A 26,347-nucleotide genomic window follows, 5' to 3' on the forward strand; every position below is an offset into this window, starting at 1 on the left:
CCCCGGTCGCAGCCGGGAGCTGACTCGCTTGACGCGGCGACCGCCCCGCTGCCCCCGCTCCCGGCTGCGACCGGGGCGACGACGAGCGCACCGCCTCCACTGCCCGCGCCCATGAACGCCGCCTCACGGCGTCGTTGGCGGCTCGTCGGCGGAGTAGTCGTCGCCTGCCTCATCCTGGCGGTGATCGGAGCCATCACGGTGCACGTGCTCAACTCCCGGCGCGGTCCGGAGGGCGTGGTGGAGTCCTACCTCAACCTCGTTGCTGAGGGGCGTGCGGGTGAGGCGACGGCAATGGTCGACCCCGGTGTGCCCAACGATCAGCGGTTGCTGCTCACCGACGAGGTGCTGGTGGCCGCGACCTCCCGCATCGAGGTCGTCGACGTGGCAGCGCCGTCGGACAGCGACTCCAGCAGCGGGGCAAGCGGGCGCGAATCCGTCACCGTCACGGCCACGCTGTCCCTGGACGGCGAACGCTTCGAGCTGCCCCTCACCGTGACACCGGGGGATAAGGAATTCGGCGTCCTCAACACCTGGGAGGTGACGACCCCGCTCATCCAGCCCGTGACCCTGTCCTCGAATTCGCTCAATGCGCTCACCGTCGGTGGCGCCGAGGTCACCCTGGACGAATCGGAATACGGGGAGAACGGCACACTGCAGTACGTCTACCTGGGCATCTACGACATCGGAGTCGCCACCAACGTCTCCGATTACCTGGAGGCGGATACAGCGTCGCTGGCCGTCAAACCGTCAATGAGTGGCTCCGGCGGGCAGTATCTGGAAGTCGAGGGGGAGCCGACCGAGACGCTCGAGGACCTGGTCCTCGAAGCGGTGAACGCGCAGGCAACCAACTGCGTGACGCCGCCGGGGAATCTTGAGGACGTGTGCCCCTACCCGCTGCAGGCAACCAACCTCAACTCCCTGTCCGTGACCAGCGCCGCCACGGAGGTCACCGTGGAGGGGCAGGTGTTTACCAGCGGTCCGATCACCTTCACCACCCGTGATGAACCGAGCGAATGGAACGAGGACCCCGACGACGAGGACTGGGAGTACCTTTTCTCCGGAACCATCGAATGGTCTGACGAGGGCGGTGAGCCAACCATCACTGTCACCGATTCCTCCACCTACTACGGGTTCTGAGGCTGCCCGCGCCGCGGCCGGCCGGGGTGCGATTCGCCTGATACCACCCCGGTCGGCCGCCCGCATGTGGAAGCGGCGGTTCACCGCGCCGGCGTGGCCAAGCCCACGCCGGTGTTCTCCGCCGGCGTCGGTAGCGTGGGAGGAGGTTATGGACCTCGCTGCTTTGCTGTCAGGAGTGCTGAAACGTGCCCACCTCATCCGCGCCCCAATACGAGCCCGATCCGCATCCCGCCGACGGCGCTACCCGGCGGGTGAGCGTCTTCGGTCGCAACGGGCGGGATGGACGACTGGACCGGGCTGCCGCAGATGCCCAGTGGCAGGACGCCCAGCCCACCCAAGCGGTGAGCAGCCGGGCGGGCTTCGTCGCTGCGCGCACGGCCGCCATGCCGGCGGCCTATGCGCCTGTCGAATCGGATGACTCCAGCCCCACCGAGGCCATACCCACCTCTGGCCACGGCTATACGGCCACGTATCCGACCCACTCGAAGGCTCCGGCCACGACTCCGACTGCAGCACAACCCGCGCCCGTGCGTCTGCCGGCACCCCCGCCTCGACGGCGCACCGCCGCCACCCCGCTGGGCGTGGTTTTGGTGCTACTCGCTTCTACGCTGCTCGGCTGGGGCGTCTACACGCTGCTGGTGTCCGTTGACGTCTTCGCCCTCACCCAGGGGATCGGCTCGCTCATCAACCGGGCGGCGGCCGCCGCCTTCGTCGGGGGAGGCGTCCTGGCCTTCGTCGCCTTCATCGTGGCCCTGGTGGCGGTGGCCCGGGCACGTCCCAAGACGGCTGCCCTGGTACTGCTGCTGACCTCCTTGATCCTGCCGACGGCGGCAACCGCCGGCGGCGTCTACTACGGGGCTACGGTCCTGACGGAGAACACGGCTGCGCAGGCCCAGGCCTATGCCGGCACGATCGACGTCGAGCAAATCGATGCCGTCATCACCCAGGTCGAGTCCCTGGGAGTCAATGTGCCTGGCAAGGAGGAGATTCTGAACATCCTCCGCGCCGCCAAAGGTGAGGGGTAGGGCGGCTCCGGTCCCTGTCGGGGCGGCGGGTAGCCCGGATCACTACCGGCGCCGCCGAAAAGATGACACCGTTGAGCCATGGCTACCCTCACCCTTGCCGGCGAACCCGTCCACACCGTTGGTCAGCTCCCCGCCGTCGGGAGCAAGGCCCCCGAGTTCGAACTGGTCGGCGCCGACCTTGCGCCCGTCACCTCCGCCGCGCTTGCCGGGCGCCGCGTCGTGCTCAATATCTTCCCCTCGATCGACACCGGCGTATGTGCAACCTCCGTGCGCCAGTTCAACCAGCTGGCCTCCGGACTGGAGCACACCACCGTCGTATGCGTCTCCGCCGACCTGCCTTTCGCCGCCGCCCGCTTCTGCGGCGCAGAAGGGCTCGACGACGTCGTCACCGGCTCCACCTTCCGCTCCAGCTTCGGCAACGACTACGGCGTCACCCTGGCCGATAGTCCCATGGCCGGACTCATGTCCCGCGCCGTCGTCGTCCTCGACACCGACGGGACGGTCCTGTACACCGAGCAGGTGCCCGAGATCCGTCAGGAGCCCGACTACGACGCCGCCCTCGCCGCGCTCGCTTAGGTGCCGCGTACGGCACGTGGCCAGGACCACCTCGCCCGGTCTGGCGATCCAGAGCATCGCCCGGTAAGCTGCCACTTCGGTGCCCGCGTACGGGCTACCGTTCTCCATTCCGTTCCCAGCTGAGTTGGCGCCCAGGGCCCGACGAGGTGACGCGGGTCTGCCGCGGCGGGAACCGACGGGCCCCGTCACGGGGCTCCGGACGCATTCAAGCCGACAGTATCGGCGCGGTGCGGGCCGGCCCTCACCGTGGCGGAGTGCGCCGTCATGCGAGGGCGGTCCGGCGCGTGGGCAGCAACCGTCCAGAAGCACTTCAAGATGGAGAATCAGTAGTGCCCACGATTCAGCAGTTGGTCCGCAAGGGCCGCTCGACCAAGCGCGCAGCGTCCAAGACGCCCGCGCTCAAGTCCAGCCCGCAGCGCCGTGGCGTATGCACCCGTGTGTACACCACGACCCCGAAGAAGCCGAACTCAGCCCTGCGTAAGGTCGCCCGTGTGCGCCTGTCGACCGGCATTGAGGTCACGGCCTACATCCCCGGCGAGGGCCACAACCTCCAGGAGCACTCGATCGTGCTCGTGCGCGGAGGTCGTGTCAAGGACCTTCCCGGTGTCCGCTACCACATCGTGCGCGGTGCCCTCGACACCCAGGGTGTCAAGGGACGCCAGCAGGCACGTTCCAAGTACGGCGCCAAGAAGGAGAAGAACTAATGCCCCGTAAGGGTCCCGCCCCCCGGCGCCCGCTGGCCGTCGACCCGGTCTACGGCTCGCCGGTTGTCACCCAGCTCGTCAACCGCGTCCTCCTCGACGGCAAGAAGGCGACTGCCGAGCGCATCGTCTACGGCGCCCTCGAGGGCGTGCGTTCCAAGACGGACCAGGATCCGGTCTCGGTGCTCAAGCGAGCCCTGGACAACATCCGTCCGGCCCTGGAGGTGCGCTCCCGCCGCGTCGGTGGCGCCACCTACCAGGTGCCGGTTGAGGTACGTCCGAACCGCGCCACCACCCTCGCCCTGCGCTGGCTCGTTGACTTCTCCCGTCAGCGGCGCGAGAACACCATGACCGAGCGGCTCATGAACGAGATCCTGGACGCGTCTAACGGTCTGGGCGCCGCCGTCAAGCGGCGCGAGGACATGCACCGAATGGCCGAGTCCAACAAGGCCTTCGCCCACTACCGCTGGTAATCACCCGTACGTTGCTCGGGCCCCGCAAGGTCTGGGCAACGCTGACCTCCCTCACTACACGAACGAAGGAAACCACTAGTGGCACTCGACGTGCTGACCGACCTCACCAAGGTCCGCAACATCGGCATCATGGCTCACATCGATGCCGGCAAGACGACCGTGACGGAGCGCATCCTGTTCTACACGGGCATCAACTACAAGATCGGCGAGACGCACGACGGCGCCTCGACGATGGACTGGATGGAGCAGGAGCAGGAGCGCGGTATCACCATCACCTCCGCGGCCACCACCTGCTTCTGGAAAGACAACCAGATCAACATCATCGACACCCCCGGCCACGTCGACTTCACGGTCGAGGTGGAGCGAAGCCTGCGGGTGCTCGACGGTGCGGTCGCCGTCTTCGACGGTAAGGAGGGCGTCGAGCCCCAGTCCGAGACGGTGTGGCGCCAGGCGGACAAGTACAACGTGCCCCGCATCTGCTACATCAACAAGATGGACAAGCTGGGCGCGGACTTCGACTTCTCCGTGCAGACGATTCGCGACCGGCTTCACGCCACCCCGATTGTCGTCAACTTCCCCATCGGTGCCGAGAACGAGTTCTCCGGCGTCGTCGACGTGCTCGAGATGCGGGCCATCCGCTTCCCCGAGAAGGACGCCGACGGCAAGGACACCCGCGGGAGCGTCGTCGAATACGAGGACATCCCCGCGGACCTGGTCGCCAAGGCCGAGCAGCTGCGGAGCGAGCTGGTTGAGACGGTCGCCGAGGCCGACGACGAGCTCATGGAGAAGTACCTGGAGGGGGAGGAGCTGACGATCGCCGAGCTCAAGCGCGGCATCCGCAAGCTCACCATCGCCGGTGAGGCCTTCCCGGTCTTCGCCGGTTCCGCCTTCAAGAACAAGGGCATCCAGCCGGTTCTCGACGGCGTCCTCGACTACCTGCCGTCCCCGCTGGACGTGCCGGACATCGAGGGCCACGCTCCCGGCGACGAGTCCAAGGTGCTCACCCGCAAGGCCAACGAGAACGAGCCGTTCTCCGCGCTGGCCTTCAAGGTTGCCACGCACCCCTTCTACGGCAAGCTCGTGTATGTGCGCGTGTACTCCGGGAAGGTCTCCCAGGGCGACATGGTCTTCAACGCGACCAAGGGGCGCAAGGAGCGTGTTGGCAAGCTCTTCCAGATGCACTCCAACAAGGAGAACCCGGTTGAGCAGGCCCACGCCGGCCACATTTACGCCTTCATCGGGCTCAAGGACGTCACCACCGGTGACACCCTGTGCGCTCAGGGTGCCCCGATCATCCTGGAGTCGATGACCTTCCCCGACCCGGTTATTCACGTGGCCATCGAGCCTAAGACCAAGGGCGACCAGGAGAAGCTGGGTGTGGCCATCCAGAAGCTCTCCGAGGAGGACCCGACCTTCACGGTCGAGCTCGACGAGGAGACCGGCCAGACCGTCATCGGCGGTATGGGCGAGCTGCACCTGGACGTGTTCATCGACCGTATGCGGCGCGAATTCAAGGTTGAGGCGAATGTCGGTAACCCGATGGTCGCCTACCGCGAGACCATCCGCAAGAAGGTCGAGAAGGTCGAGTACACGCACAAGAAGCAGACCGGTGGTTCCGGTCAGTTCGCGAAGGTGCAGATGACCTTCGAGCCGCTGGTGGCCGACGAGGCGGACGAGGACGCCGAGAACAAGCACTACGAGTTCGTCAACGCCGTCACCGGTGGCCGCGTGCCCCGCGAGTACATCCCCAGCGTCGACGCCGGCGTGCAGGAGGCCATGACCACGGGCGTGCTTGCCGGTTACCCCATGGTGGACGTCAAGGCCACCCTGGTCGACGGCGGCTACCACGAGGTCGACTCCTCCGAAATGGCCTTCAAGATCGCCGGTTCCATGGCGTTCAAGGAGGGTGCCAAGAAGGCCAAGCCGGTTCTGCTCGAGCCGGTCATGGCCGTCGAGGTTCGTACTCCCGAGGAGTACATGGGTGACGTTATTGGTGACCTCAACTCCCGGCGCGGCATGGTTCAGTCCATGGAGGACGCGCAGGGCGTCAAGGTCATCAAGGCGGCAGTCCCGCTGTCGGAGATGTTCGGGTACGTCGGCGACCTGCGTTCCAAGACGCAGGGACGCGCGGTGTACTCCATGGCATTCGACTCCTACGCCGAGGTTCCCAAGAACGTCGCGGACGAGGTCATCGCCAAGGCCAAGGGCGAGTAACCCGCGGTCACCGTCCGGGTCGGCGCGTTCGGCGCGCGCCGAATCAAACCGGCCCGGACGCCCCGGACTTGAATTCGGGGCAACCCATCAAAGTAAGATTTCCAACAATCCACCAGTAGACACTCTCGCAGCCGGTGCGGCTACCATGTGGCTAGTCGACTCCCGACGAAGAGAACTACCCGAGTCCCAGGAGGACACCAGTGGCCAAGGCCAAGTTCGAGCGGACCAAGCCGCACGTCAACATCGGAACGATCGGTCACGTCGACCACGGCAAGACGACGCTGACCGCCGCGATCTCCAAGGTCCTGCACGACGAATACCCGGACCTCAACCCCTTCACCCCCTTCGACGAGATCGACAAGGCTCCCGAAGAGCGCCAGCGCGGTATCACCATCAACATCGCGCACGTCGAGTACGAGACCGCCAAGCGTCACTACGCCCACGTTGACGCCCCCGGTCACGCCGACTACATCAAGAACATGATCACCGGTGCCGCGCAGATGGACGGCGCCATCCTCGTGGTCGCCGCCACCGACGGCCCGATGGCCCAGACCCGTGAGCACGTCCTGCTCGCCCGTCAGGTCGGTGTCCCCGCCCTGCTGGTCGCCCTCAACAAGTCCGACATGGTTGACGACGAGGAGCTGCTCGACCTGGTCGAGATGGAGGTCCGCGAGCTGCTGTCCTCCCAGGACTACGACGGCGACGAGGCTCCGGTCATCCGCGTCTCCGCACTCAAGGCCCTCGAGGGTGACCCCGAGTGGACCGGCAAGATCAAGGAGCTCATGGACGCGGTCGACGAGTACATCCCGACCCCTGAGCGTGACATGGACAAGCCGTTCCTCATGCCCATCGAGGACGTCTTCACCATCACCGGTCGCGGCACCGTTGTCACCGGCCGTGTCGAGCGCGGCAAGCTGCCGATCAACTCCGAGGTTGAGATCCTCGGTATCCGTGAGCCGCAGAAGACCACCGTCACCGGCATCGAGATGTTCCACAAGTCCATGGACGAGGCCTGGGCTGGTGAGAACTGTGGTCTGCTGCTGCGCGGTACCCGCCGTGAGGACGTCGAGCGTGGGCAGGTTGTCTGCAAGCCCGGCTCTATCACCCCGCACACCGAGTTCGAGGGTCACGTCTACATCCTGACCAAGGATGAGGGCGGTCGTCACAACCCCTTCTACTCCAACTACCGTCCGCAGTTCTACTTCCGCACCACGGACGTCACCGGCGTCATCACGCTGCCCGAGGGCACCGAGATGGTCATGCCCGGCGACACCACCGAGATGTCGGTTGAGCTGATCCAGCCCATCGCCATGGAGGAGGGCCTCGGCTTCGCCATCCGTGAGGGTGGCCGCACCGTCGGCTCCGGCCGCGTTACCAAGATCATCAAGTGACGCGCTGACTGCCTGAGCGGTTCAAGTAACGGGTGTGCCCGCCGTCCCCATGAGGGACGGCGGGCACACCCGTTTATGTCTTCGGCCCTCGTGGCCCAAGCCCCGGCGCGCGAACCGGACCGCCGCCCCTTCACCGAAACCGGCACTAATGACGTGCCGAAACCGGGCGAAGTTGCTGAGGGTCGGCTAACTCTTGGGAAGCTGCGCCCGTCTATTGCGGTGGTGTCGAGCCCGTGATGGGGAGGATGACGTGACCGGTAGACCGGGCTCGGTGACATTCCACAGGATGCGGGCCAGCTCGATGGCGCCAGCGTTCGCCGGGGTTAACACCCATCTCATCCAGAGGTGCGGATCGCCGACGCAACGGGTCTCGGATAGGGCGGCGATCGTGGTCCGGGCGGTATCCCTACTGTGCGCCGCCGGGTACGTGTCCAGGTGGGCGGCGATGGTCAATCTCGACGACGGCGCACGCGAGGTACTGCCACACGCGGGCTTGGTGCTGTGCGCACGACTTTGCGTCATGTGCACGAGTTACCGTCACGAACACGAGTTTTGGAGATATGCAGGTGTTGAGACCGTGCAGAGCTCCAAAACTCGTGTCTTTGAGGCAAACACGTGTTCATGACGCCAAGAGCGGACCCTGCGTGTGGCGTCGGAGACGCCCCGGATGCCTCGGCCGCCCCTGACCCGACCTCCACCGGGGAAAAGTCCTGGGCGGTTAGCTGGACCTTAGCAACTTCGACCGGTTTCGGCACGTTACAAGTGCCGGTTTCGGTGAAGGGGGTGGGCGACACGCCCGAGCGCGTGGACCCGTGCGCGGTCTCACAGGCTTTCGGCGCCCGCTCGGCTTTCGTCGGTGGGGGAGGCGCTGATAACGTAGGCCAGCCGGCGGGCCACAGCCCGTTCCGGCCGCACCGGGGGCCCACCCCGGAATCCAGTCTGACGGACCCGATGCCATCGGGTTTCCGTGTGTCCAGACCGGGCCACCAGCCCTTGACCGGGCCGAGGACCGTGCCGCATTGCGACACGCCCGAGCGCGTGGACCGGTCACCGAAAGCAAGAGAGGTTAGGCGCCATGGCGGGACAGAAGATCCGCATCCGGCTCAAGTCCTACGACCACGAGGTCATCGACTCCTCGGCGCGCAAGATCGTCGACGTCGTGACCCGCGCGGGCGCGACGGTCGTAGGCCCGGTGCCGCTGCCGACCGAGAAGAACGTGTTCTGCGTCATCCGGTCGCCCCACAAGTACAAGGACAGCCGCGAGCACTTCGAGATGCGCACGCACAAGCGGCTCATTGACATCGTCGACCCGACGCCGAAGGCCGTCGACTCGCTCATGCGGCTCGACTTGCCGGCCGACGTCAACATCGAGATCAAGCTCTGAGGACTAACGCCATGACTACCAACCAGCGGTCCGCCGCGCCCACCAAGGCGCTGCTCGGCACCAAGCTCGGCATGACTCAGGTCTGGGACGAGAACGGCGCCCTGCGCCCCGTGACGGTTGTGCGCGTGGACACCAACGTCGTCACCCAGATCCGCACCGTCGAGAACGACGGCTACGAGGCCGTCCAGCTCGCCTTCGGCGACATCGACGAGCGTAAGGTCACCAAGCCCCTCCAGGGCCACTTCGCCAAGGCCGGGGTTGCCCCCCGCCGCCACGTGGCCGAGGTGCGCACCTCTCTGGCCAGCGAGTTCACCCCCGGCCAGGAGCTGTCCGCCGACACCTTCGAGGTCGGCCAGCTCGTCGACGTCACCGGCACCTCGAAGGGTAAGGGCTTCGCCGGCACCATGAAGCGACACGGCTTCGCCGGCGTTGGCGCCTCCCACGGTGCCCACCGCAACCACCGCAAGCCCGGCTCGGTCGGCGCCTGCGCCACCCCGGGCCGCATTTTCAAGGGCCTGCGCATGGCCGGACGCATGGGCCACGCCACCACGACCGTGCAGAACCTCAAGGTCCGCGGGGTCGACACCGACAAGGGCGTGCTGCTCATGGGCGGCGCCATCCCCGGCCCCAAGGGCTCAGTGGTCGTCATCCGCACCGCCGTGAAGGGAGCCTGAGACCATGGCAGAGAACCTGATCGTCGACGTCGTCGACTCCAAGGGCGTCAAGACCGGGACCGTTGAACTCCCCGCCGAAATCTTCGACGTCGAGCCCAACATCCCGCTCATGCACCAGGTCGTGGTCGGCCAGCTCGCCGCCGCGCGCCAGGGCACCCACGCCACCAAGACCCGCGGCATGGTCCGCGGCGGTGGCCGCAAGCCCTACCGCCAGAAGGGAACCGGACGGGCCCGTCAGGGATCCATCCGTGCCCCCCAGTTCACCGGCGGTGGCACGGTGCACGGCCCGCAGCCGCGCGACTACACCCAGCACACCCCCAAGAAGATGAAGGCCGCCGCCCTGCGCTCGGCCCTGTCGGACCGCGCCCGCAACGGTCGCATCCACGTCATCACCGAGTTCGTCGCCACCGAGAAGCCCTCGACCAAGTTGGCTCTCGCCGCCCTGCGCAACCTCACCGACCGGCCCCGGTCCGTGGTGGTGGCCACCGGCACGGACGAGCTCACCCGGCTCAGCCTGCGCAACGCGCCCGAGGCGCACGTGCTGGCGGCCGACCAGCTCAACACCTACGACGTCCTCAACTCCGACGACGTCGTCTTCACCGCAGACGCCCTGGACGCCTTCCTCGGCAAGGGTGAGGAGGAGTCCAAGTGAGCCTCGAAAAGACCAAGAACCCCCGCGACATCATCATCGCGCCGGTTGTCTCGGAGAAGTCGTACACCTGCATGGACCGCGGCCAGTACACCTTCCTCGTTGACCCGGACGCCAACAAGACCGAGATCAAGATCGCCATTGAGGAGATCTTCGACGTCAAGGTTGCCTCGGTCAATACGCTCAACCGCCGCGGCAAGACCCGCCGCACCCGCACGGGGATCGGCAAGTCGAAGGACACCAAGCGCGCGATTGTGACGCTGCGCGAGGGAACCATCGACATCTTCGGCGACGTGACGGAATGACACGGAAGGTAGAAGACCGACATGGGAATCCGTAAGTACAAGCCGACGACCCCCGGTCGTCGCGGCTCCTCCGTGGCCGACTTCAACGAGCTGACTCGCAACCGGCCCGAGAAGTCGCTCGTGCGGCCGCTGAGCAAGTCCGGTGGACGCAACGCCTCCGGGCGCGTCACCACCCGTCACAAGGGCGGTGGGCACAAGCGTGCCTACCGGCTCATCGACTTCCGTCGTCACGACAAGGACGGCGTGCCGGCCAAGGTCGCGCACATCGAGTACGACCCCAACCGCACCGCCCGCATCGCGCTGCTGCACTACGTCGACGGCGAGAAGCGCTACATCCTCGCTCCTAACGGGCTGCGCCAGGGCGACCGCGTCGAGGCCGGCCCCGAAGCCGACATCAAGCCGGGCAACTGCCTGCCGCTGCGCAACATCCCCACCGGCACCGTGGTGCACGCGGTGGAGCTGCGTCCGGGCGGCGGCGCCAAGATCGCCCGCAGCGCCGGCACCTCGGTGCAGCTGGTCGCCAAGGAGGGCAAGTACGCGCAGCTGCGCATGCCCTCTGGCGAGATCCGCAACGTTGAGGCCGCCTGCCGCGCCACCGTTGGTGAGGTCGGCAACGCCGAGCAGTCCAACATCAACTGGGGTAAGGCCGGCCGTATGCGCTGGAAGGGCGTCCGCCCGACCGTGCGTGGTGTGGTCATGAACCCCGTCGACCACCCGCACGGTGGTGGTGAGGGCCGCACCTCCGGTGGCCGTCACCCCGTCTCGCCCTGGGGCAAGCCCGAGGGCCGTACCCGTCGTCCCAACAAGTCCAGCGACCGGCTCATCGTGCGTCGTCGTCGGACCGGCAAGAAGCGCTGATAGGAGCCAGTCATGTCGCGAAGCCTGAAGAAGGGCCCCTTCGTCGACGACCACCTGCAGAAGAAGGTGGACGCCCAGAACGAGAAGGGCACTCACAACGTCATCAAGACCTGGTCGCGTCGTTCGGTCATCACGCCGGACTTCCTCGGACACACCTTCGCTGTCCACGACGGCCGCAAGCACGTCCCGGTGTTCGTCACCGAGTCCATGGTGGGGCACAAGCTGGGCGAGTTCGCCCCGACCCGCACCTTCCGTGGGCACGTCAAGGACGACCGCAAGGCCCGTCGCTGACGGCCGCCGGAGAGTTTGAGAGGCAGAGAACATGGAAGCCAAGGCGCAGGCCAAATACGTGCGCTGCACCCCGATGAAGGCGCGTCGCGTCGTGGACGTCGTCCGCGGCAAGCGTGCCGTTGAGGCTGTGGGCGTGCTCCGTTTCGCCCCGCAGCGGGCGGCAGTGCCCGTCCGCAAGGTCATCGAGTCCGCCATCGCCAACGCCCGGTACAAGGCCGAGCGCGACGGCGAGCGCTTCGACGAGAACGACCTGTACATCACTGAGGTGTACGCCGACGAGGGCCCGACCCTCAAGCGGTTCCGCCCGCGCGCCCAGGGGCGTGCGAGCCGAATCCTCAAGCGCACCAGCCACATCACCGTCGTCGTCGGCGACAAGGCCGACACCGCAACCAAGGAAGGAGCCCGGTAATGGGGCAGAAGGTCAACCCGACCGGGTTCCGCCTGGGCATCACCACGGACCACCGTTCGCGCTGGTTCGCCGACTCCACCAAGCCCGGTCAGCGTTACCGCGACTTCGTGGACGAGGATGTCAAGATCCGCCGCCTCATGGAGGACGGCATGGAGCGGGCCGGCATCTCCAAGGTCGACATCGAGCGCACCCGCGACCGGGTCCGCGTCGACCTGCACACCGCCCGCCCGGGCATCGTCATCGGGCGCCGCGGGGTTGAGGCCGAGCGTCTGCGCGGGCAGCTGGAGAAGCTGACCGGCAAGCAGGTGCAGCTCAACATCCTCGAGGTCAAGAACCCCGACCTGGATGCTCAGCTCGTCGCCCAGGGCATCGCCGAGCAGCTCGCCAGCCGCGTGTCCTTCCGTCGCGCCATGCGCCGGGGACTGCAGTCGGCCATGCGTGCGGGCGCCAAGGGCGTGCGTGTGCAGTGCTCCGGTCGTCTTGGCGGCGCCGAGATGAGCCGGTCGGAGTTCTACCGGGAGGGGCGCGTACCGCTGCACACCCTCCGGGCCAACATTGACTACGGCTTCTACGAGGCCAAGACCACCTTCGGACGTCTCGGCGTCAAGGTGTGGATCTACAAGGGCGACATGACCGAGCGCGAGTTCGCCCGCCAGCAGGCCGAGTCCGCCCCGCGCGGACGCGGACGTGGTGAGCGTCGCGGACGCCGCGGCGTGCGCGCTCCGCGCCAGAACGAGCAGCAGGTCGAGCAGGCGCCGGCCGCCGAGAGTGCTGCCCCCGATCAGGGAACGGAGGCCTGAGCCGTGCTCATCCCCCGCCGGACCAAGTACCGCAAGCAGCACCGTCCGCACCGTTCGGGCATGTCCAAGGGCGGCAACCGCATCGCCTTCGGTGACTACGGCATTCAGGCCCTCGAGCCTGCCTACGTCACCAACCGGCAGATCGAGGCGGCCCGTATCGCCATGACCCGCCACATCAAGCGCGGCGGAAAGGTGTGGATCAACATCTTCCCCGACCGCCCGCTGACCAAGAAGCCGGCCGAGACCCGTATGGGTTCCGGTAAGGGCGCCCCGGAGTGGTGGATCGCCAACGTCAAGCCCGGACGCGTCATGTTCGAGCTCGGCGGCGTCGACGAGGACCTCGCTCGGGAGGCCATGCGGCGCGCGCAGCGCAAGCTTCCGATGAAAACCCGTTTCGTGACTCGTGAGGGTGGTGACGTCTGATGGCTATCGGTTCCAAGGGGCTGACCCCCACCGACCTCGACGCCATGGACAACGAGCGACTCGCAGAGGAGCTCTCCAAGGCCAAGGCGGAGCTGTTCAATCTCCGGTTCGCCTCGGCGACCGGGCAGCTGGAGGACCACGGCCGGCTCAAGGCCGTCCGCCGCGACATTGCCCGCATTTACACCATCGTGCGGGAGCGCGAGCTCGGGATCCGCACCGCTCCGAGCACCGAGGAGACCAAGTGAGCGAGCAGACTACTCAGAACGAGACCAGCCAGAACGAGCAGCAGTCCGGCACTCAGCAGCCCGCCCGTAACCAGCGCAAGGTGCGTCGCGGCTACGTCGTCTCGGACAAGATGCAGAAGACCATCGTCGTCGAGGTGGAGGAGCGTTACAAGCACTCCCAGTACGGCAAGGTTCTGCGCCGCTCCAAGAAGTACAAGGTCCACGACGAGCACAATGACGCCCACCCCGGCGACTTGGTGCTCATCATGGAGACCCGCCCGCTGAGCGCCACCAAGCGCTGGCGGCTCGTGGAGATCATCGAGAAGGCCAAGTGACCTCTCGCTAGGCTCCACAGGCCTCGCACTTCATACGGTGCGGTCTTCGCACCGCCGTCGACGCCGCAGCCCGGTTCCGCCCGCAGGCTGCGGCGTCGACGTGTGCTCAGCGCCTCCCGCGCCGGAGGTGGTGAGCAAAGGCACAGGCTTGCAGTTCTCGCTCGACTACCGGCAGTTCCGCCGCGTGGACTAGGGTTGGGGAGTTGCGCACGCCCTCGGTGCGCCCAACGACGACTCCGACAGAGACCTCGCGCCTGTGCGCCTGTGTCTGCCGCGGTCCGAGCACCAGGGCGGAATCCGCCGTCGGCGGGGTAGGCGCACAAGAAGAAGGAACGTTCGGCCAGGCTCGCCCCGGCGGGGTGAGAACCGGCTCGACGACAGGAGAACACTCAATGATCCAGCAGGAGTCGCGACTAAAGGTCGCCGACAACACCGGTGCCAAGGAAATCCTGTGCATCCGGGTGCTCGGCGGCTCGGGTCGGCGCTATGCGGGTATCGGCGACGAGATCGTCGCCACCGTGAAGGACGCCATCCCCGGCGGCAACGTCAAGAAGGGCGAAGTCGTGCGGGCGGTCGTGGTGCGCGCCGCCAAAGAACGTCGCCGCCCGGACGGCTCGTACATCCGCTTTGACGAGAACGCGGCCGTCATCATCAGGAGCAACGACGGCGAGCCTCGTGGCACGCGCATCTTCGGTCCGGTGGGCCGTGAGCTTCGTGACAAGAAGTTCATGCGCATTGTCTCGCTCGCCCCGGAGGTGATCTAACCATGGCACGCATCAAGAAGGGCGACCAGGTCATCGTCATCGCCGGCAAGGACAAGGGCAAGACCGGCCGGGTGCTTCGGGTCATCCCGAAGGAGGACCGCGTCGTGGTCGAGGGCGTGCAGCGCGTCACCAAGCACACGCGCCCCCGTCAGACCGCCCAGGGAGCCCGCGCCGGCGGCATCGAGACCGTCGAGGCCCCCATCCACATCTCCAACGTCATGCCCATCGACCCCAAGACCAAGCAGCGCACCCGCGTCGGCTTCCGGGTCGAGGAGGGCGTGCGTCCCAACGGCCGCAAGCGCACGGTTCGCGTGCGCTACGCCAAGAAGTCCGGGGAGGATCTGTGACCATGACTGAGACCACGGTTGACCGCGCGGCTACCGCCGTTACTCCCCGGCTCAAGACGAAGTACAACGAGGAGGTGCGTCCCGCCCTGCGCGAGGAGTTCAACCACTCCAACGTCATGGAGGTCGGGCGCATCGAGAAGGTCGTTGTCAACATGGGTGTGGGCGAGGCCGCCCACGACTCCAAGCTCATCGAGGGCGCCGTGCGCGACCTCGCCGCGATCACCGGCCAGAAGCCGCAGATCACTCGGGCCCGCAAGTCGATCGCCCAGTTCAAGCTGCGTGAGGGTCAGCCGATTGGCGCCCACGCCACGCTGCGCGGCGACCGCATGTGGGAGTTCCTCGACCGGCTCATCGCCATCTCGCTGCCGCGTATCCGCGACTTCCGCGGCCTGAACCCCAAGCAGTTCGATGGCAACGGTAACTACACCTTCGGTCTCACCGAGCAGTCCGTGTTCCACGAGATCGACCCCGACGCCATCGACCGCGTACGCGGCATGGACATCACCGTGGTCACCACGGCCAAGACCGATGAGGAGGCCCGCTCGCTGCTCAAGCAGCTCGGCTTCCCCTTCAAGGAGAAGTGACATGGCAAAGACCTCCCTTATTGCGAAGGCGAACCGCAAGCCGAAGTTCCCGGTCCGGGCCTACACGCGCTGCCAGCGCTGCGGCCGGCCGCGCTCGGTGTATCGCAAGTTCGGCCTGTGCCGCATCTGCCTGCGCGAGATGGCCCTGGCGGGCCAGCTCCCCGGCGTGAGCAAGTCCAGCTGGTAAGAACTTACGTCGCAGGTCCGAAGAGGAAACCACGACGAGGAAGGGCCAAGGCCCACTCATGACAATGACAGATCCGATCGCAGACATGCTGACTCGTCTGCGCAATGCCAACAACGCCCACCACGAGACCGTCTCCATGCCCTCCAGCAAGCTCAAGGCGAATATCGCCGCGATGCTCAAGGCGGAGGGATACATCGACGGTTACGAGGTGACCGACGCGGAGGTCGGCAAGACGCTCACCCTGAGCCTCAAGTACGGTGCCAACCGGCAGCGGGCCATCCAGGGACTCAAGCGCGTCTCCAAGCCCGGTCTGCGCGTGTACGCCAAGTCCACGAACCTGCCCAAGGTCCTCGGCGGCCTGGGGGTGGCCATTCTGTCCACCTCCTCTGGTCTGCTCACCGATCGGCAGGCCGAGTCCCGGGGTGTAGGCGGCGAAGTGCTCGCCTACGTCTGGTGAGAGAAGGAGCGGAGAAGAACAATGTCGCGTATTGGACGACTTCCCGTTCCGGTTCCCGCCGGAGTGGATGTCACTATTGAAGGCAACGACGTGACGGTTAAGGGCCCTAAGGGCACCCTGTCACGCACCATCGCCCAGCCGCTGACGGTTGCCCGCCAGGAGGACGGTTCGATCCTCGTCACCCGTCCCGACGACGAGCGCCGCTCGCGCTCGCTGCACGGCCTGTCCCGCACCCTCATCAACAACATGGTGGTCGGGGTCACCCAGGGCTACGCCAAGGAACTCGAGATCGTCGGCACCGGTTACCGCGCGGCCCAGAAGGGCACCGGTATCGAGCTGTCCCTCGGTTTCTCCCACACCGTCGTCGTCGAGGCCCCCGAGGGCATCGAGCTGAAGGTGGACGGTCCCTCCAAGGTGATCGTGTCGGGCATCTCCAAGGAGCAGGTCGGCGAGGTCGCCGCGAATATCCGCAAGATCCGCCCGCCGGAGCCCTACAAGGGCAAGGGCGTGCGCTACGCCGGCGAGAATGTGCGCCGCAAGGTCGGAAAGGCTGGTAAGTGACCATGGCTTACTCGATCAAGAGGAACAAGTCCTCCAAGACGGTCGCACGCAAGATTCGCCACCAGCGCGTGCGCAAGCACGTGCGTGGCACGGCCGAGCGCCCCCGCCTGGTGGTCAGCCGCTCCAACCGCCACATGGTTGCGCAGATCATCGACGACACCATCGGCCACACGCTGTGCGCCGCCTCGACCCACGAGGCCGGTGTCAAGGGCGGCGAGGGCCACAAGGTCGGCGACGCCCGCCGGGTCGGTGAGCTGGTTGCCGAGCGCGCCAAGGCGCTGGGCATCGAGAAGGTTGTCTTCGACCGCGGGGGCAACAAGTACCACGGCCGGGTGGCGGCCGTAGCCGAGGGCGCCCGCGAGGGTGGCCTGGCGTTCTGAGCCAGACGACGAGAAAGCTAAGGAGTTTCTGATGGCTGCACCGCAGCGAGACAGGTCCGCGTCGTCCGACGGCTCGGCCCGGCGCGAGAGCGACCGCGGCGAGGGCCGCGGCCGCCGTGACCGCAACAACGACCGCCGCGACCGGGGCACCGGCCGGGGCAACGACGACAAGTACATCGAGCGCGTCGTCACCATTAACCGCGTGTCCAAGGTCGTCAAGGGCGGCCGCCGCTTCACCTTCACGGCGCTGGTCGTCGTCGGTGACGGCGAGGGCACGGTAGGTGTCGGCTACGGCAAGGCGAAGGAAGTTCCCGCCGCCATTGCCAAGGCCGTCGAGGCGGCGAAGAAGGAGTTCTTCCACGTCCCGATGATCCGCCGCACCATTCCGCACCTGGTACAGGGCGAGGACGCCGCCGGCATCGTGCTGCTGCGCCCGGCCTCACCGGGTACCGGTGTTATCGCCGGTGGTCCGGTTCGCGCCGTGCTGGAGTGCGCGGGTGTCCACGACATTCTGTCCAAGTCGCTCGGCTCCTCGAACGCGATCAACATCGTCCACGCGACGGTGGCCGCGCTCAAGCAGCTCGAGCAGCCGGAGACGGTCGCGGTCCGCCGTGGCCTGCCGCTGGAGGAGGTCGCGCCGCAGTCGATGCTGCGCGCCCGTGCCGAAGGCGAGGCCGCCAAGCGCGCCGAGGCCGAGAAGAAGGAGGCCGAGAAGGCCGCTGAAGGAGTGGGTGTGTGATGGCTGACGTCGCTACCGAACAGACACAGCAGGACGCGGGGCAGATCAAGGTGACCCAGATCCGCTCCGGCATTGGCGGCACCAAGCGCCAGCGCGAGACGCTTAAGTCCCTCGGCCTGCACCGCATTCGCCAGTCCGTGGTCCGCGAGGACAACGCGTCCGTCCGCGGCATGATCGCGAAGGTGGCGCACCTCGTCACCGTTGAGGAGGCCTGAGATGGCTGACACGAAGAAGAACGAGGAGGAGGTGCAGGTTATCCGCCTGCACGACCTCCGGCCGGCCCCGGGTGCCAAGAAGGCCAAGACCCGCGTCGGCCGCGGTGAGGCCTCCAAGGGCAAGACCGCCGGCCGCGGTACCAAGGGAACCAAGGCCCGCTACCAGGTCCGCCCCGGCTTCGAGGGCGGCCAGATGCCGCTGCACATGCGGCTGCCGAAGCTGCGTGGTTTCCGCAACCCGAACCGGGTTGAGTATCAGCCCGTCAACGTCGGGCGCGTCGCCGAGCTGTTCCCGGCCGGCGGTGCCGTGACGGTGGACGACCTGGTCGCCAAGGGCGCGGTTCGCCGCGGCCAGCTGGTTAAGGTCCTCGGCGGCGGTGACGTTGCGGTCAAGCTCGACCTCACAGTCGACGCCTGGTCCGCCTCCGCCAAGGAGAAGATCGAGGCCGCTGGCGGCACGCTGGCCAGCCGCTGATCCACAGCGCAATCACCTCTTCGGACCCCGGCAATCTGGGCACCGCCCCAGGCTGCCGGGGTCCGAGCGTGACCGATACCCCGCCCGCGAGGAGCGCGGACGCCTGGCAGGGTAAGCCGGGCGGGGTAGGGTAGCCCAGGGTGTGTCCCGGAGATACGCCTGCTGCATCTCGGGGATACGCCTGCCGCATCCCCGCGTAGCCGTTGCCGTCGGCGGCCGTGCACGCCGGCATATACCATGTCCCGCGTCCGTCAACTTCGCCCACAGGAGACCGAGTGTTCAGTGCGTTCATCCAGGCGTTTAAAACGCCGGACCTGAGGAACAAGCTCCTCTTCACTCTGGGCATCATGGCGCTGTTCAGGTTCGGCTCGGTGCTGCCCACCCCGGGCGTCGACGTCGCCAATGTGCAGGTATGCGTCGGCGAGAGCCAGGACGAGGGCCTGCTCGGCCTCATCAACGTCTTCTCCGGAGGCGCGCTGCTCCAGCTGAGCGTATTCGCGCTGGGCATCATGCCCTACATCACCGCCTCCATCATCATCCAGCTGCTGCGTGTGGTCATCCCACGGTTCGAAGAGCTGTACAAGGAGGGGCAAGCGGGCACCGCCAAACTCACCGAGTACACCCGCTACCTCACCATCGGGCTGGGGGTGCTCCAGTCCGCCACGATCGTGGCCACCGCCGCGAACGGCAACCTGTTCACCGGCTGCTCGGTGGACGTCATCCCCAATGACTCTCCCCTCAACCTGGCGCTCATGATCGTGACCATGACCGCCGGCACCGGCCTCATCATGTGGCTGGGTGAGCTCATCACCGAGCACGGAATCGGCAACGGCATGTCCCTGCTCATCTTCACCTCGATCGTGGCGCGGATGCCGCAGAACCTGTTCTCCATCCTCGGCGGCAGCGGTGGCGTGTCCCGCTTCCTGGCCGTGGTGGCGATCATCCTGCTGGCCACCGTCGCGGTGGTCTTCGTTGAGCAGGCCACGCGGCGCATCCCGGTCCAATACGCCAAGCGCATGGTGGGGCGGCGCCAGTACGGCGGCTCCACCACCTACATCCCCATCAAGATCAACACCGCGGGCGTCATCCCGGTTATCTTCGCCTCCTCACTGCTGGCGATGCCGCAGCTGGTGGCGCAGTTCGGCGACCCCACCTCCGGCTGGGTGCAGTGGATTGCCACCAACCTGCGTCAGACCGACACCATTTACCTCGTTGCCTACGGTGTGCTCACCTTCGCCTTCACCTTCTTCTACACGGCCATCACCTTCAACTCCGAGGAGATCGCCGACAATATGAAGCGTTACGGCGGTTTCATCCCCGGCATCCGGGCCGGTGAACCGACGGTGCGCTACCTCAGCTACGTCATTAACCGGGTGACGACGGCGGGCGCCGTCTACCTCCTCATCCTGGCCCTGCTGCCGACGCTGGCCGTTATGTGGCTGGGGCTATCCCAGAATCTTCCGTTCGGAGGCACGACCATCCTCATTATGGTGGGCGTCGGCCTCCAGACGGTTAAGGAAATCAACTCCCAGCTGCAGCAGCGGCACTACGAAGGGTTCCTCTCATGAGCGCACGTATGGTCATCCTCGGTCCTCCCGGAGCCGGCAAGGGTACCCAGGCCGCCCGCATCTGCGAGCAGCTGGGGATCCCCGCCATCTCCACCGGCGACATCTTCCGCGCCAACGTCGCCGGCAACACCGAGCTGGGTCGGCAGGCCAAGCAGTACATGGACGCCGGCGAGTACGTGCCCGACTCCGTCACCAACGCGATGGTCGCCGACCGTCTTGCCGCCGACGACGCCGCCGACGGTTTCCTCCTGGACGGCTACCCCCGTACCGAGGCCCAGGTTCACGAGCTCGACGCCATCCTCGCTGCCGCGGACCTGTCGCTGGACGTGGTGCTGGAGATCACCGCCGACGCCGAGGTGGTGGTGCGCCGGCTGCTCGGGCGTGCCGCGGAGCAGGGCCGCGCCGATGACACCGAGCCGGTCATCCGCCGTCGCCTGGAGGTATACGCCGAGCAGACCCAGCCGCTGGCCGCCCTGTACGACGAGCGCGGCCTGCTCGTGCGCGTGGACGGCGTCGGCGAGCTCGACGAGGTGACCGACCGCATTATGGCGGCGCTCGCCACCCGCGGCATCACCGCCTGAACCGGACCGGATCGCAGGTAGCGCAACCCCCATGCTTTCGCGGGAGACCATCCAACTCAAAACACCCGAACAGGTGCGGCATATGCGTCGGGCCGGACTCGTCGTCGCCGACATCCACGCCGCCCTGCGCGAGGCCGTTCGTCCCGGGGTGACCACCGCCGAGCTTGACGCGGTCTCGGCCGACGTCATCGCCCGCGCCGGCGCCCACTCCAACTTCCTGGGCTATTACGACTATCCGGCGACCGTGTGCATCTCGGTCAACGAGGAGGTCGTTCACGGCATCCCCGGGCCGCGGGTGCTCCAGGCCGGTGACCTGGTCACCTTCGACTGCGGCGCCTACATCCTCGACGACGCGGGCACGCAGTGGCACGGCGACGCCGCTTTCACGATGGTTGTCGGCGGCAGCTACGCCACCGACACCGACCGGGTACTGGATACCACGACGCGGCGGGCGCTGTGGGACGCGATTGCCGCTGTCGCCCGCGCCGCCGCCGGGCAGGCGAGCGGGCGAGCCGGACGGCTCAACGCCGTCGGCGACGCCGTGGAAGCGGCGGTCGCCCAGACCGCCGAAAACGACGGGGCCAGGCTGGGAATCCTCGAGGAGTACGTCGGCCACGGCATCGGCACCGCCATGCACATGGCGCCCGACGTGCTCAACTACTCGGTTCGCCACCGGGGTCCGCGGCTGCGTCCCGGCATGGTGCTCGCCATCGAACCCATGCTCACCGCCGGCGGCCCGGAGGTGGACGAGCTCGACGACGGCTGGACCGTCGTCACCCGGGACGGCTCGCGCGCCGCCCAGTGGGAGCACACGGTGGCGCTTGTGCCCGGCGGGGTGTGGGTGCTGACCGCCCCCGATGGGGGAGTGGAGGGCCTGGCCCCCTACGGCCTGGCGCCCCAGCCGCTGGACTGACCCCACCTGATCTCACCTGGACCCACCTGACCCCGCCCCGCTCGCTCACCGAAACCGGCACTAATAACGTGCCGAAACCGGCACTTGTAACATGCCGAAACCGGCACTCATGACGTTGAGCGCCGGCAGTGTGTCCGGAAACACCGCCCGGTCATGCCCTCCGGCGGTGGTCAGCCGCGGCGGGTTTGCCGTATCGTAGGCGGTCGGCGCGCCTCAGACGCGACGCCCTGCAGTGTGCCTACCAAGCAAACGGTCGGCACGTGGGGTGCCAGTCAAGCGCGTCATGCCGGCGGCGTCGTCGCCGGGCACAGTTTCGAGCGAGAAAGCACCGACGGAGGAACATGGCTAAGAAGGACGGCGTCATCGAGGTCGAGGGATCGGTCGTCGAGGCCCTTCCGAACGCGATGTTCCGGGTTGAGCTGAGCAACGGGCACGTCGTGCTCGCGCACATCTCTGGCAAGATGCGGCAGCACTACATCCGCATCCTGCCCGAGGACCGTGTGGTCGTTGAGCTCAGCCCCTACGACCTGTCCCGCGGCCGCATCGTCTACCGGTACAAGTGACAGTCCTCCCCAGTGGGAGGACGGAGGAACATCATGAAGGTCAAGCCGAGCGTCAAGAAGATCTGTGACAACTGCAAGGTGATTCGTCGCCACGGCCGTGTCATGGTCATCTGCGACAACCCGCGGCACAAGCAGCGTCAGGGCTGAGGCCCGCGCAGCGCCGATCCCGCGTCGGCGTACAACCACCAGCACTCACCCCGGTGGCGCCCCGCGCGCCACAACCCCCGGTTCCTGGAGGCCGGGGCCACCCCATAGGCGGTGGAGGGGATGGGTGACGACCTCCGGGAACACACAGGAGAACCACACCGTGGCACGCATTTCCGGCGTTGACCTGCCTCGCGAGAAGCGAGTCGAGGTCGCGCTCACCTACATTTACGGAATCGGGCGCACGCGCGCGCTCAAGACCCTCGAGGCCACCGGGGTCAACCCCGACACCCGGGTCAAGGACCTGTCCGAGGACGAGCTCGTAGCGCTGCGCAATCACATCGACTCCAGCTACCAGGTCGAGGGCGACCTGCGTCGTGAGGTCCAGGCGGACATTCGCCGCAAGATCGAGATCGGCTGCTACCAGGGCCTGCGCCACCGCCGTCACCTCCCGGTCCGCGGCCAGCGCACCAAGACCAACGCCCGCACCCGCAAGGGTCCCAAGCGCACCGTGGCCGGTAAGAAGAAGGCCAAGTAACCGCCAGCCCCTCTCCCCGGTGCCGCAGGCCCGGGACCAACGACCTCACTGAAGAAGGAAGCATGCCCCCTAAGACTCGTACGACGGCACGCAAGCCGCGCCGCAAGGACCGTAAGAATGTGACCCACGGTCACGCCTACATCAAGTCCACCTTCAACAACACCATCGTGTCCCTGACGGACCCCGCCGGCTCCGTCATCGCCTGGGCCTCGTCTGGCCAGGTCGGCTTCAAGGGCTCGCGCAAGTCGACGCCGTACGCCGCCCAGCTCGCCGCCGAGGCCGCCGCCCGCCGCGCCCAGGACCACGGCATGAAGAAGGTTGACGTCTTCGTCAAGGGTCCCGGCTCCGGCCGTGAGACCGCGATCCGTTCGCTGCAGGCCGCGGGCCTGGAGGTCGGGTCCATCACCGACGTCACGCCGCAGGCGCACAACGGCTGCCGCCCCCCGAAGCGTCGCCGCGTCTGACGCCTTCGACCTGGGTCTGCGCCGCCTCCGGGATCGCCCGGGGGCGGGTGGACCAACTGGCTCGCCCAGAGCCGGCCGCCGCGGCACAGCGGCGGCCACACCCATGAGGAACGGCGTCATATAGCGGGCGCCGCGACGAAAGGAAACCCCTCGTGCTCATTGCACAGCGACCCACACTCTCCGAGGAGGTCATTGAGGAGGACCGCCGCTCGCGGTTCATCCTCGAGCCCCTCGAGCCCGGCTTCGGCTACACGCTCGGGAACTCACTGCGCCGCACACTGCTGTCGTCCATCCCGGGCGCGGCCGTGACCAGCGTCCGCATCGAGGGCGTGCCCCATGAGTTCCGCACCATCGCCGGGGTCAAGGAGGACGTCGCCCAGATCATCCTCAACATCAAGGAGATCGTCCTGTCGTCGGAGAACGACGAGCCGGTCGTCATGTACCTGCGCAAGTCGGGCCCGGGCGTCGTCGTCGCCGGCGACATCACCCCGCCCGCGGGCGTGGAGATCCACAACCCCGACCAGCTCATCGCCACCCTCAACGAGAAGGGCAAGCTGGAGATCGAGTTGACGGTCGAGCGCGGCCGCGGCTACGTGTCCGCCAACCAGAACAAGGACCCCAACGCCGAGATCTCCCGCATCCCGGTTGACTCGATCTACTCGCCGGTCAAGAAGGTGTCCTACGCGGTTGAGGCCACCCGTGTGGAGCAGCGCACGGACTTCGACCGCTTGGTCGTCGACGTCGAGACCAAGGCGTCCATGACGCCGCGCGATGCGCTTGCCTCCGCAGGTAAGACGCTCGTGGAGCTGTTCGGACTGGCCCGGGAGCTCAACGTCGAGGCCGAAGGCATTGAGGTCGGCCCCTCGCCGATGGACCAGGCCCTGCAGCAGGACCTCGCCCTCATGATCGACGAACTCGACCTGCAGGCCCGTTCCTCCAATGCCCTCAAGCGCGAGGGCATTCACACCGTCGGTGAGCTCGTCGCGCGCAGCGAGGCGGATCTCCTCGACATCCGCAACTTCGGTGCCAAGTCGATCTCCGAGATTAAGGACAAGCTGGCCGAGCTCGGGCTGTCCCTCAAGGGCTCCCCGGTCGACTATGTCCCGGAAGGCGACTACACCAACCCCACGTTCAGCGACGAGCAGCAGGCCTGACGCCGGCTCGCCATTCCACTAGGAGACAACATGCCTCGCCCCACCAAGGGTCCCCGGCTGGGCGGATCGCCCCAGCACGAGCGTCACATGCTGGCCAACCTGGCCACGCAGCTCATCGTCCACGAGTCGATTCAGACCACTGAGGCTCGCGCGCGGCGCCTGCGCCCCTACGTCGAGAAGCTCATCACCAAGGGCAAGCGCGGAGACCTCCACGCGCGCCGCACCGTGATGAAGAAGGTGACGGATAAGTACGCCGTCTACCGCCTCTTCGAGGAGCTCGCCCCCCAGTTCGAGGGGCGCGACGGCGGCTACACCCGCATCGTCAAGACCGCTCCGCGCAAGGGCGACAACGCCCCCATGGCCGTCATCTCCCTCGTGCTGGAGCCGGTGGCCAAGAAGGAGATCGTCGAGGACGCCGTCCAGACCGCCAAGCGCGCCGCCCAGCAGGCCGTCGCTGAGGTCGAGGAGGCTGCCGCCGAGGTCTCCGAGGACGAGGCCGAGGTCGTTGAGGACGCCGCCGCTGCCGAGGCAGAGGAGGCTCCCGCTACCGAGGAGTCCGCTGAGGAAGCTGCTCCGGCCGAGGCTCCCGCCTCCGGCAAGCCCGAGTACGCCGGCTCCGTCCGGCTGGCGAAAGGCTCCACCGAGGCTCCCGACGCCGACCACCAGGTCAAGGGCAACGAGGACTCGATGAAGTACCACGTGCCCGGCTCGCGCTGGTACGACAACACGGTGGCCGAGGTCTGGTTCGCCAGCGCCGAGGACGCCGAGGCCGCGGGCTTCGCCCCGGCCGGTGGCGCCGCCGCCCAGAAGGTCAACAAGTGAGCTGATCTTGGGTGGGCGCGCTTGCGCGCCGCACTCTTTGGCGGGGGCGGTCACCGATGAGGTGGCCGCCCCCGCGGCGTCGTGCCCGGCTTCCCGCCGTCGTGCGCCCGCTTCCCGCGCAGTCTCATGGCGCAAAAATGACCATTGGTCGCAACTTTTGGCTTCGCGGCGTCTGCGTCAGCGCCGTCGGCGTTGCAATGACGCGGATTACGGGCGGTTGTGATCGGGGTGGGGGAGCCTGGCGGCCAAAAGTTGCGACAGATGGTCACTACTCGCCGTCGCGGAGGTGGCCGCGAGCAGCCGGGCGCAGCATGTGCCCCCTGAGCGTCCCCGACACCACCGCCCGAAGTGGTGTCAGGGGCGTGCCATTTCCCAGCAGCGGGCCCCGCCCGTCATACCCGCCTCATTAGGGACGACGACGACGTCGTCGCCGATCTTGCCCAGCTGGAAGGCGGTGATGCGGCGGGAGTTCCCGCCGCCCAAGTACAGGCGGTCCCACAGGTACATGGGGCGCAGCGCCTCCACGACGCGGCGCACTCGCCGCGACCAGTGCGCATCGCCCAGGCGCAGCCGTTCATGCTCGCCGATGTAGTCGTCATAGGTGAGGCCCCAGCGCACCGGTCCCTGCGAGACCTCCACGTGCGGCGCCAGGATCCCGTTGTCGAAGACCGCGTTGCCCAGGCCGGTGCCGAGCGTCACAATCATCTCCAGGCCGTGTCCGGTGACGACGCCGGCCCCGGCCACCTCCGCATCGTTGAGCACGAGCACCGGGCGGCCCAGCGCCGCCTGCAGGTGGCCGCCCATGTCGAAGCGTGCCCAGGCATCCACGAGCTCCGGCAGGATTCGGGAGCGGGGTCCGTCCTTGGTGATGTAGTGCGGGGTGGCGATGACGACCCCGTGCCGGATCATGCCGGGCATGCCGACGGTGACTCGGTCGGCCGGTGGCAACTGGTCGGCCAAGTCCTTGATCGTGTCCACCAGCAGCTCGGGCGGCAGCGGGTAGGGGGTGGGGGTGCGCAGGG

General features: G+C 67.3%; 37 protein-coding genes and 1 pseudogene. 37 read left to right on the forward strand and 1 reads right to left on the reverse strand.

What is annotated here, in order from left to right; all coding sequences use genetic code 11:
- From RWX45_RS02705 to rplQ, 37 genes and pseudogenes are all read left to right on the forward strand, one after another.
- A pseudogene (locus RWX45_RS02705) lies at positions 1-1,137 on the forward strand (hypothetical protein); the annotation flags it as partial.
- A 185-nt stretch (positions 1,138-1,322) separates the two neighbouring features.
- The gene (locus RWX45_RS02710) at positions 1,323-2,162 is read left to right on the forward strand and encodes a hypothetical protein (protein WP_316022250.1); all 840 of its coding nucleotides are present in this window, start codon (positions 1,323-1,325) and stop codon (positions 2,160-2,162) included.
- A gap of 78 nt (positions 2,163-2,240) precedes the next feature.
- Complete coding sequence (gene tpx / locus RWX45_RS02715) at positions 2,241-2,738, forward strand: thiol peroxidase (RefSeq protein ID WP_316022251.1); 498 nt, start codon at positions 2,241-2,243, stop codon at positions 2,736-2,738.
- A 329-nt stretch (positions 2,739-3,067) separates the two neighbouring features.
- Positions 3,068-3,442: a 30S ribosomal protein S12 gene (gene rpsL, locus RWX45_RS02720; protein WP_103063286.1), complete on the forward strand. Its 375-nt coding sequence runs from the start codon at positions 3,068-3,070 to the stop codon at positions 3,440-3,442.
- On the forward strand, positions 3,442-3,912 hold the full coding sequence (gene rpsG, locus RWX45_RS02725; protein ID WP_161924761.1) for a 30S ribosomal protein S7: 471 nt from the start codon (positions 3,442-3,444) through the stop codon (positions 3,910-3,912). Before rpsL ends, rpsG begins: the two co-directional genes overlap by 1 nt.
- A 78-nt stretch (positions 3,913-3,990) precedes the next feature.
- Entirely contained in the window at positions 3,991-6,126 is a 2,136-nt protein-coding gene (gene fusA / locus RWX45_RS02730; protein WP_316022252.1) for an elongation factor G, read from the forward strand.
- A 200-nt stretch (positions 6,127-6,326) separates the two neighbouring features.
- A complete protein-coding gene (tuf, locus tag RWX45_RS02735; RefSeq protein ID WP_316022253.1) occupies positions 6,327-7,517 on the forward strand; it encodes an elongation factor Tu in 1,191 nt (396 codons plus the stop codon).
- A gap of 1,075 nt (positions 7,518-8,592) precedes the next feature.
- Positions 8,593-8,901 (forward strand): 30S ribosomal protein S10, encoded by a 309-nt coding sequence (gene rpsJ / locus RWX45_RS02740; protein WP_003786051.1) that lies wholly within the window; start codon positions 8,593-8,595, stop codon positions 8,899-8,901.
- Between the two features lie 11 nt (positions 8,902-8,912).
- Positions 8,913-9,575, forward strand: a complete 663-nt coding sequence (gene rplC / locus RWX45_RS02745; protein ID WP_316022254.1) for a 50S ribosomal protein L3 — start codon at positions 8,913-8,915, stop codon at positions 9,573-9,575.
- A gap of 4 nt (positions 9,576-9,579) precedes the next feature.
- Positions 9,580-10,227, forward strand: coding sequence for a 50S ribosomal protein L4 (rplD, locus tag RWX45_RS02750; protein WP_316022255.1), 648 nt, complete (start codon positions 9,580-9,582; stop codon positions 10,225-10,227).
- Complete coding sequence (gene rplW / locus RWX45_RS02755; protein WP_316022256.1) at positions 10,224-10,529, forward strand: 50S ribosomal protein L23; 306 nt, start codon at positions 10,224-10,226, stop codon at positions 10,527-10,529. The genes rplD and rplW overlap by 4 nt, the downstream gene beginning before the upstream one ends.
- A gap of 21 nt (positions 10,530-10,550) precedes the next feature.
- Positions 10,551-11,387: a 50S ribosomal protein L2 gene (gene rplB, locus RWX45_RS02760; RefSeq protein ID WP_316022257.1), complete on the forward strand. Its 837-nt coding sequence runs from the start codon at positions 10,551-10,553 to the stop codon at positions 11,385-11,387.
- 12 nt (positions 11,388-11,399) lie between these two features.
- On the forward strand, positions 11,400-11,678 hold the full coding sequence (rpsS, locus tag RWX45_RS02765) for a 30S ribosomal protein S19 (RefSeq protein ID WP_316022258.1): 279 nt from the start codon (positions 11,400-11,402) through the stop codon (positions 11,676-11,678).
- A 31-nt stretch (positions 11,679-11,709) separates the two neighbouring features.
- Complete coding sequence (gene rplV / locus RWX45_RS02770) at positions 11,710-12,087, forward strand: 50S ribosomal protein L22 (RefSeq protein WP_316022259.1); 378 nt, start codon at positions 11,710-11,712, stop codon at positions 12,085-12,087.
- On the forward strand, positions 12,087-12,887 hold the full coding sequence (gene rpsC, locus RWX45_RS02775; protein WP_316022260.1) for a 30S ribosomal protein S3: 801 nt from the start codon (positions 12,087-12,089) through the stop codon (positions 12,885-12,887). The genes rplV and rpsC overlap by 1 nt, the downstream gene beginning before the upstream one ends.
- A 3-nt stretch (positions 12,888-12,890) precedes the next feature.
- Entirely contained in the window at positions 12,891-13,310 is a 420-nt protein-coding gene (gene rplP, locus RWX45_RS02780) for a 50S ribosomal protein L16 (RefSeq protein ID WP_316022261.1), read from the forward strand.
- Positions 13,310-13,555, forward strand: a complete 246-nt coding sequence (rpmC, locus tag RWX45_RS02785; protein ID WP_316022262.1) for a 50S ribosomal protein L29 — start codon at positions 13,310-13,312, stop codon at positions 13,553-13,555. The genes rplP and rpmC overlap by 1 nt, the downstream gene beginning before the upstream one ends.
- 80 nt (positions 13,556-13,635) lie before the next feature.
- Positions 13,636-13,869, forward strand: a complete 234-nt coding sequence (gene rpsQ, locus RWX45_RS02790) for a 30S ribosomal protein S17 (protein WP_410050665.1) — start codon at positions 13,636-13,638, stop codon at positions 13,867-13,869.
- A 392-nt stretch (positions 13,870-14,261) separates the two neighbouring features.
- The gene (gene rplN / locus RWX45_RS02795; RefSeq protein WP_316022264.1) at positions 14,262-14,633 is read left to right on the forward strand and encodes a 50S ribosomal protein L14; all 372 of its coding nucleotides are present in this window, start codon (positions 14,262-14,264) and stop codon (positions 14,631-14,633) included.
- 2 nt (positions 14,634-14,635) lie between these two features.
- Positions 14,636-14,980: a 50S ribosomal protein L24 gene (gene rplX, locus RWX45_RS02800; protein WP_316022265.1), complete on the forward strand. Its 345-nt coding sequence runs from the start codon at positions 14,636-14,638 to the stop codon at positions 14,978-14,980.
- Between the two features lie 2 nt (positions 14,981-14,982).
- Positions 14,983-15,564, forward strand: coding sequence for a 50S ribosomal protein L5 (rplE, locus tag RWX45_RS02805; RefSeq protein ID WP_316022266.1), 582 nt, complete (start codon positions 14,983-14,985; stop codon positions 15,562-15,564).
- A 1-nt stretch (position 15,565) separates the two neighbouring features.
- Positions 15,566-15,751 carry a type Z 30S ribosomal protein S14 gene (locus RWX45_RS02810; RefSeq protein WP_316022267.1) on the forward strand — a complete coding sequence of 62 codons (186 nt, stop codon included), beginning with the start codon at positions 15,566-15,568 and terminating at the stop codon, positions 15,749-15,751.
- Positions 15,752-15,809: 58 nt separating this feature from the next.
- Complete coding sequence (gene rpsH / locus RWX45_RS02815; RefSeq protein ID WP_316022268.1) at positions 15,810-16,208, forward strand: 30S ribosomal protein S8; 399 nt, start codon at positions 15,810-15,812, stop codon at positions 16,206-16,208.
- Positions 16,209-16,229: 21 nt separating this feature from the next.
- Positions 16,230-16,769, forward strand: a complete 540-nt coding sequence (gene rplF / locus RWX45_RS02820; protein ID WP_316022269.1) for a 50S ribosomal protein L6 — start codon at positions 16,230-16,232, stop codon at positions 16,767-16,769.
- A gap of 2 nt (positions 16,770-16,771) precedes the next feature.
- Positions 16,772-17,149, forward strand: coding sequence for a 50S ribosomal protein L18 (gene rplR / locus RWX45_RS02825; protein ID WP_316022270.1), 378 nt, complete (start codon positions 16,772-16,774; stop codon positions 17,147-17,149).
- Between the two features lie 31 nt (positions 17,150-17,180).
- A complete protein-coding gene (gene rpsE, locus RWX45_RS02830; RefSeq protein ID WP_316022271.1) occupies positions 17,181-17,888 on the forward strand; it encodes a 30S ribosomal protein S5 in 708 nt (235 codons plus the stop codon).
- On the forward strand, positions 17,888-18,103 hold the full coding sequence (gene rpmD, locus RWX45_RS02835) for a 50S ribosomal protein L30 (RefSeq protein ID WP_316022272.1): 216 nt from the start codon (positions 17,888-17,890) through the stop codon (positions 18,101-18,103). The genes rpsE and rpmD overlap by 1 nt, the downstream gene beginning before the upstream one ends.
- Before the next feature lies 1 nt (position 18,104).
- Positions 18,105-18,578: a 50S ribosomal protein L15 gene (gene rplO, locus RWX45_RS02840; RefSeq protein ID WP_316022273.1), complete on the forward strand. Its 474-nt coding sequence runs from the start codon at positions 18,105-18,107 to the stop codon at positions 18,576-18,578.
- A 275-nt stretch (positions 18,579-18,853) separates the two neighbouring features.
- Positions 18,854-20,146 carry a preprotein translocase subunit SecY gene (gene secY, locus RWX45_RS02845; RefSeq protein WP_316022274.1) on the forward strand — a complete coding sequence of 431 codons (1,293 nt, stop codon included), beginning with the start codon at positions 18,854-18,856 and terminating at the stop codon, positions 20,144-20,146.
- Entirely contained in the window at positions 20,143-20,727 is a 585-nt protein-coding gene (locus tag RWX45_RS02850; protein WP_316022275.1) for an adenylate kinase, read from the forward strand. The genes secY and RWX45_RS02850 overlap by 4 nt, the downstream gene beginning before the upstream one ends.
- Before the next feature lie 31 nt (positions 20,728-20,758).
- The gene (gene map / locus RWX45_RS02855; protein ID WP_316022276.1) at positions 20,759-21,640 is read left to right on the forward strand and encodes a type I methionyl aminopeptidase; all 882 of its coding nucleotides are present in this window, start codon (positions 20,759-20,761) and stop codon (positions 21,638-21,640) included.
- Positions 21,641-21,981: 341 nt separating this feature from the next.
- Positions 21,982-22,203: a translation initiation factor IF-1 gene (gene infA, locus RWX45_RS02860; protein WP_003781847.1), complete on the forward strand. Its 222-nt coding sequence runs from the start codon at positions 21,982-21,984 to the stop codon at positions 22,201-22,203.
- 33 nt (positions 22,204-22,236) lie between these two features.
- The gene (rpmJ, locus tag RWX45_RS02865) at positions 22,237-22,350 is read left to right on the forward strand and encodes a 50S ribosomal protein L36 (RefSeq protein WP_009748913.1); all 114 of its coding nucleotides are present in this window, start codon (positions 22,237-22,239) and stop codon (positions 22,348-22,350) included.
- Between the two features lie 160 nt (positions 22,351-22,510).
- Complete coding sequence (gene rpsM / locus RWX45_RS02870; RefSeq protein ID WP_316022277.1) at positions 22,511-22,885, forward strand: 30S ribosomal protein S13; 375 nt, start codon at positions 22,511-22,513, stop codon at positions 22,883-22,885.
- A gap of 62 nt (positions 22,886-22,947) precedes the next feature.
- A complete protein-coding gene (gene rpsK, locus RWX45_RS02875) occupies positions 22,948-23,349 on the forward strand; it encodes a 30S ribosomal protein S11 (protein ID WP_316022278.1) in 402 nt (133 codons plus the stop codon).
- A gap of 152 nt (positions 23,350-23,501) precedes the next feature.
- Positions 23,502-24,503, forward strand: a complete 1,002-nt coding sequence (locus RWX45_RS02880; RefSeq protein ID WP_316022279.1) for a DNA-directed RNA polymerase subunit alpha — start codon at positions 23,502-23,504, stop codon at positions 24,501-24,503.
- A gap of 30 nt (positions 24,504-24,533) precedes the next feature.
- A complete protein-coding gene (rplQ, locus tag RWX45_RS02885; protein WP_316022280.1) occupies positions 24,534-25,325 on the forward strand; it encodes a 50S ribosomal protein L17 in 792 nt (263 codons plus the stop codon).
- Between the two features lie 354 nt (positions 25,326-25,679).
- On the opposite strand, the gene RWX45_RS02890 is transcribed toward rplQ, so the two are convergent.
- Positions 25,680-26,347, reverse strand: a 668-nt coding sequence (locus RWX45_RS02890; protein WP_316022281.1) for an ROK family protein, incomplete at its 5' end; no start/stop codon positions are given.

The organism is Actinomyces sp. MRS3W, assembly GCF_032465695.1.
Taxonomy (GTDB): domain Bacteria; phylum Actinomycetota; class Actinomycetes; order Actinomycetales; family Actinomycetaceae; genus Actinomyces.

Bases quoted from the DNA above. Each gene is read 5' to 3' on its own strand.
- rplC (WP_316022254.1), top strand. From the start codon at position 8,913: ATGACTACCAACCAGCGGTCCGCCGCGCCCACCAAGGCGCTGCTCGGC.
- rpsG (WP_161924761.1), top strand. From the start codon at position 3,442: ATGCCCCGTAAGGGTCCCGCCCCCCGGCGCCCGCTGGCCGTCGACCCG.
- rplN (WP_316022264.1), top strand. From the start codon at position 14,262: ATGATCCAGCAGGAGTCGCGACTAAAGGTCGCCGACAACACCGGTGCC.
- rpmC (WP_316022262.1), top strand. From the start codon at position 13,310: ATGGCTATCGGTTCCAAGGGGCTGACCCCCACCGACCTCGACGCCATG.
- rpsS (WP_316022258.1), top strand. From the start codon at position 11,400: ATGTCGCGAAGCCTGAAGAAGGGCCCCTTCGTCGACGACCACCTGCAG.
- map (WP_316022276.1), top strand. From the start codon at position 20,759: ATGCTTTCGCGGGAGACCATCCAACTCAAAACACCCGAACAGGTGCGG.
- rplV (WP_316022259.1), top strand. From the start codon at position 11,710: ATGGAAGCCAAGGCGCAGGCCAAATACGTGCGCTGCACCCCGATGAAG.
- rpsJ (WP_003786051.1), top strand. From the start codon at position 8,593: ATGGCGGGACAGAAGATCCGCATCCGGCTCAAGTCCTACGACCACGAG.
- rplQ (WP_316022280.1), top strand. From the start codon at position 24,534: ATGCCTCGCCCCACCAAGGGTCCCCGGCTGGGCGGATCGCCCCAGCAC.
- rpsK (WP_316022278.1), top strand. From the start codon at position 22,948: ATGCCCCCTAAGACTCGTACGACGGCACGCAAGCCGCGCCGCAAGGAC.
- RWX45_RS02850 (WP_316022275.1), top strand. From the start codon at position 20,143: ATGAGCGCACGTATGGTCATCCTCGGTCCTCCCGGAGCCGGCAAGGGT.
- rplD (WP_316022255.1), top strand. From the start codon at position 9,580: ATGGCAGAGAACCTGATCGTCGACGTCGTCGACTCCAAGGGCGTCAAG.
- tpx (WP_316022251.1), top strand. From the start codon at position 2,241: ATGGCTACCCTCACCCTTGCCGGCGAACCCGTCCACACCGTTGGTCAG.
- rplF (WP_316022269.1), top strand. From the start codon at position 16,230: ATGTCGCGTATTGGACGACTTCCCGTTCCGGTTCCCGCCGGAGTGGAT.
- rpsC (WP_316022260.1), top strand. From the start codon at position 12,087: ATGGGGCAGAAGGTCAACCCGACCGGGTTCCGCCTGGGCATCACCACG.
- rpsE (WP_316022271.1), top strand. From the start codon at position 17,181: ATGGCTGCACCGCAGCGAGACAGGTCCGCGTCGTCCGACGGCTCGGCC.
- rplE (WP_316022266.1), top strand. From the start codon at position 14,983: ATGACTGAGACCACGGTTGACCGCGCGGCTACCGCCGTTACTCCCCGG.
- rplR (WP_316022270.1), top strand. From the start codon at position 16,772: ATGGCTTACTCGATCAAGAGGAACAAGTCCTCCAAGACGGTCGCACGC.
- rpmD (WP_316022272.1), top strand. From the start codon at position 17,888: ATGGCTGACGTCGCTACCGAACAGACACAGCAGGACGCGGGGCAGATC.
- rplX (WP_316022265.1), top strand. From the start codon at position 14,636: ATGGCACGCATCAAGAAGGGCGACCAGGTCATCGTCATCGCCGGCAAG.
- infA (WP_003781847.1), top strand. From the start codon at position 21,982: ATGGCTAAGAAGGACGGCGTCATCGAGGTCGAGGGATCGGTCGTCGAG.
- rplO (WP_316022273.1), top strand. From the start codon at position 18,105: ATGGCTGACACGAAGAAGAACGAGGAGGAGGTGCAGGTTATCCGCCTG.
- rpmJ (WP_009748913.1), top strand. From the start codon at position 22,237: ATGAAGGTCAAGCCGAGCGTCAAGAAGATCTGTGACAACTGCAAGGTG.
- rpsH (WP_316022268.1), top strand. From the start codon at position 15,810: ATGACAATGACAGATCCGATCGCAGACATGCTGACTCGTCTGCGCAAT.
- rplB (WP_316022257.1), top strand. From the start codon at position 10,551: ATGGGAATCCGTAAGTACAAGCCGACGACCCCCGGTCGTCGCGGCTCC.
- RWX45_RS02810 (WP_316022267.1), top strand. From the start codon at position 15,566: ATGGCAAAGACCTCCCTTATTGCGAAGGCGAACCGCAAGCCGAAGTTC.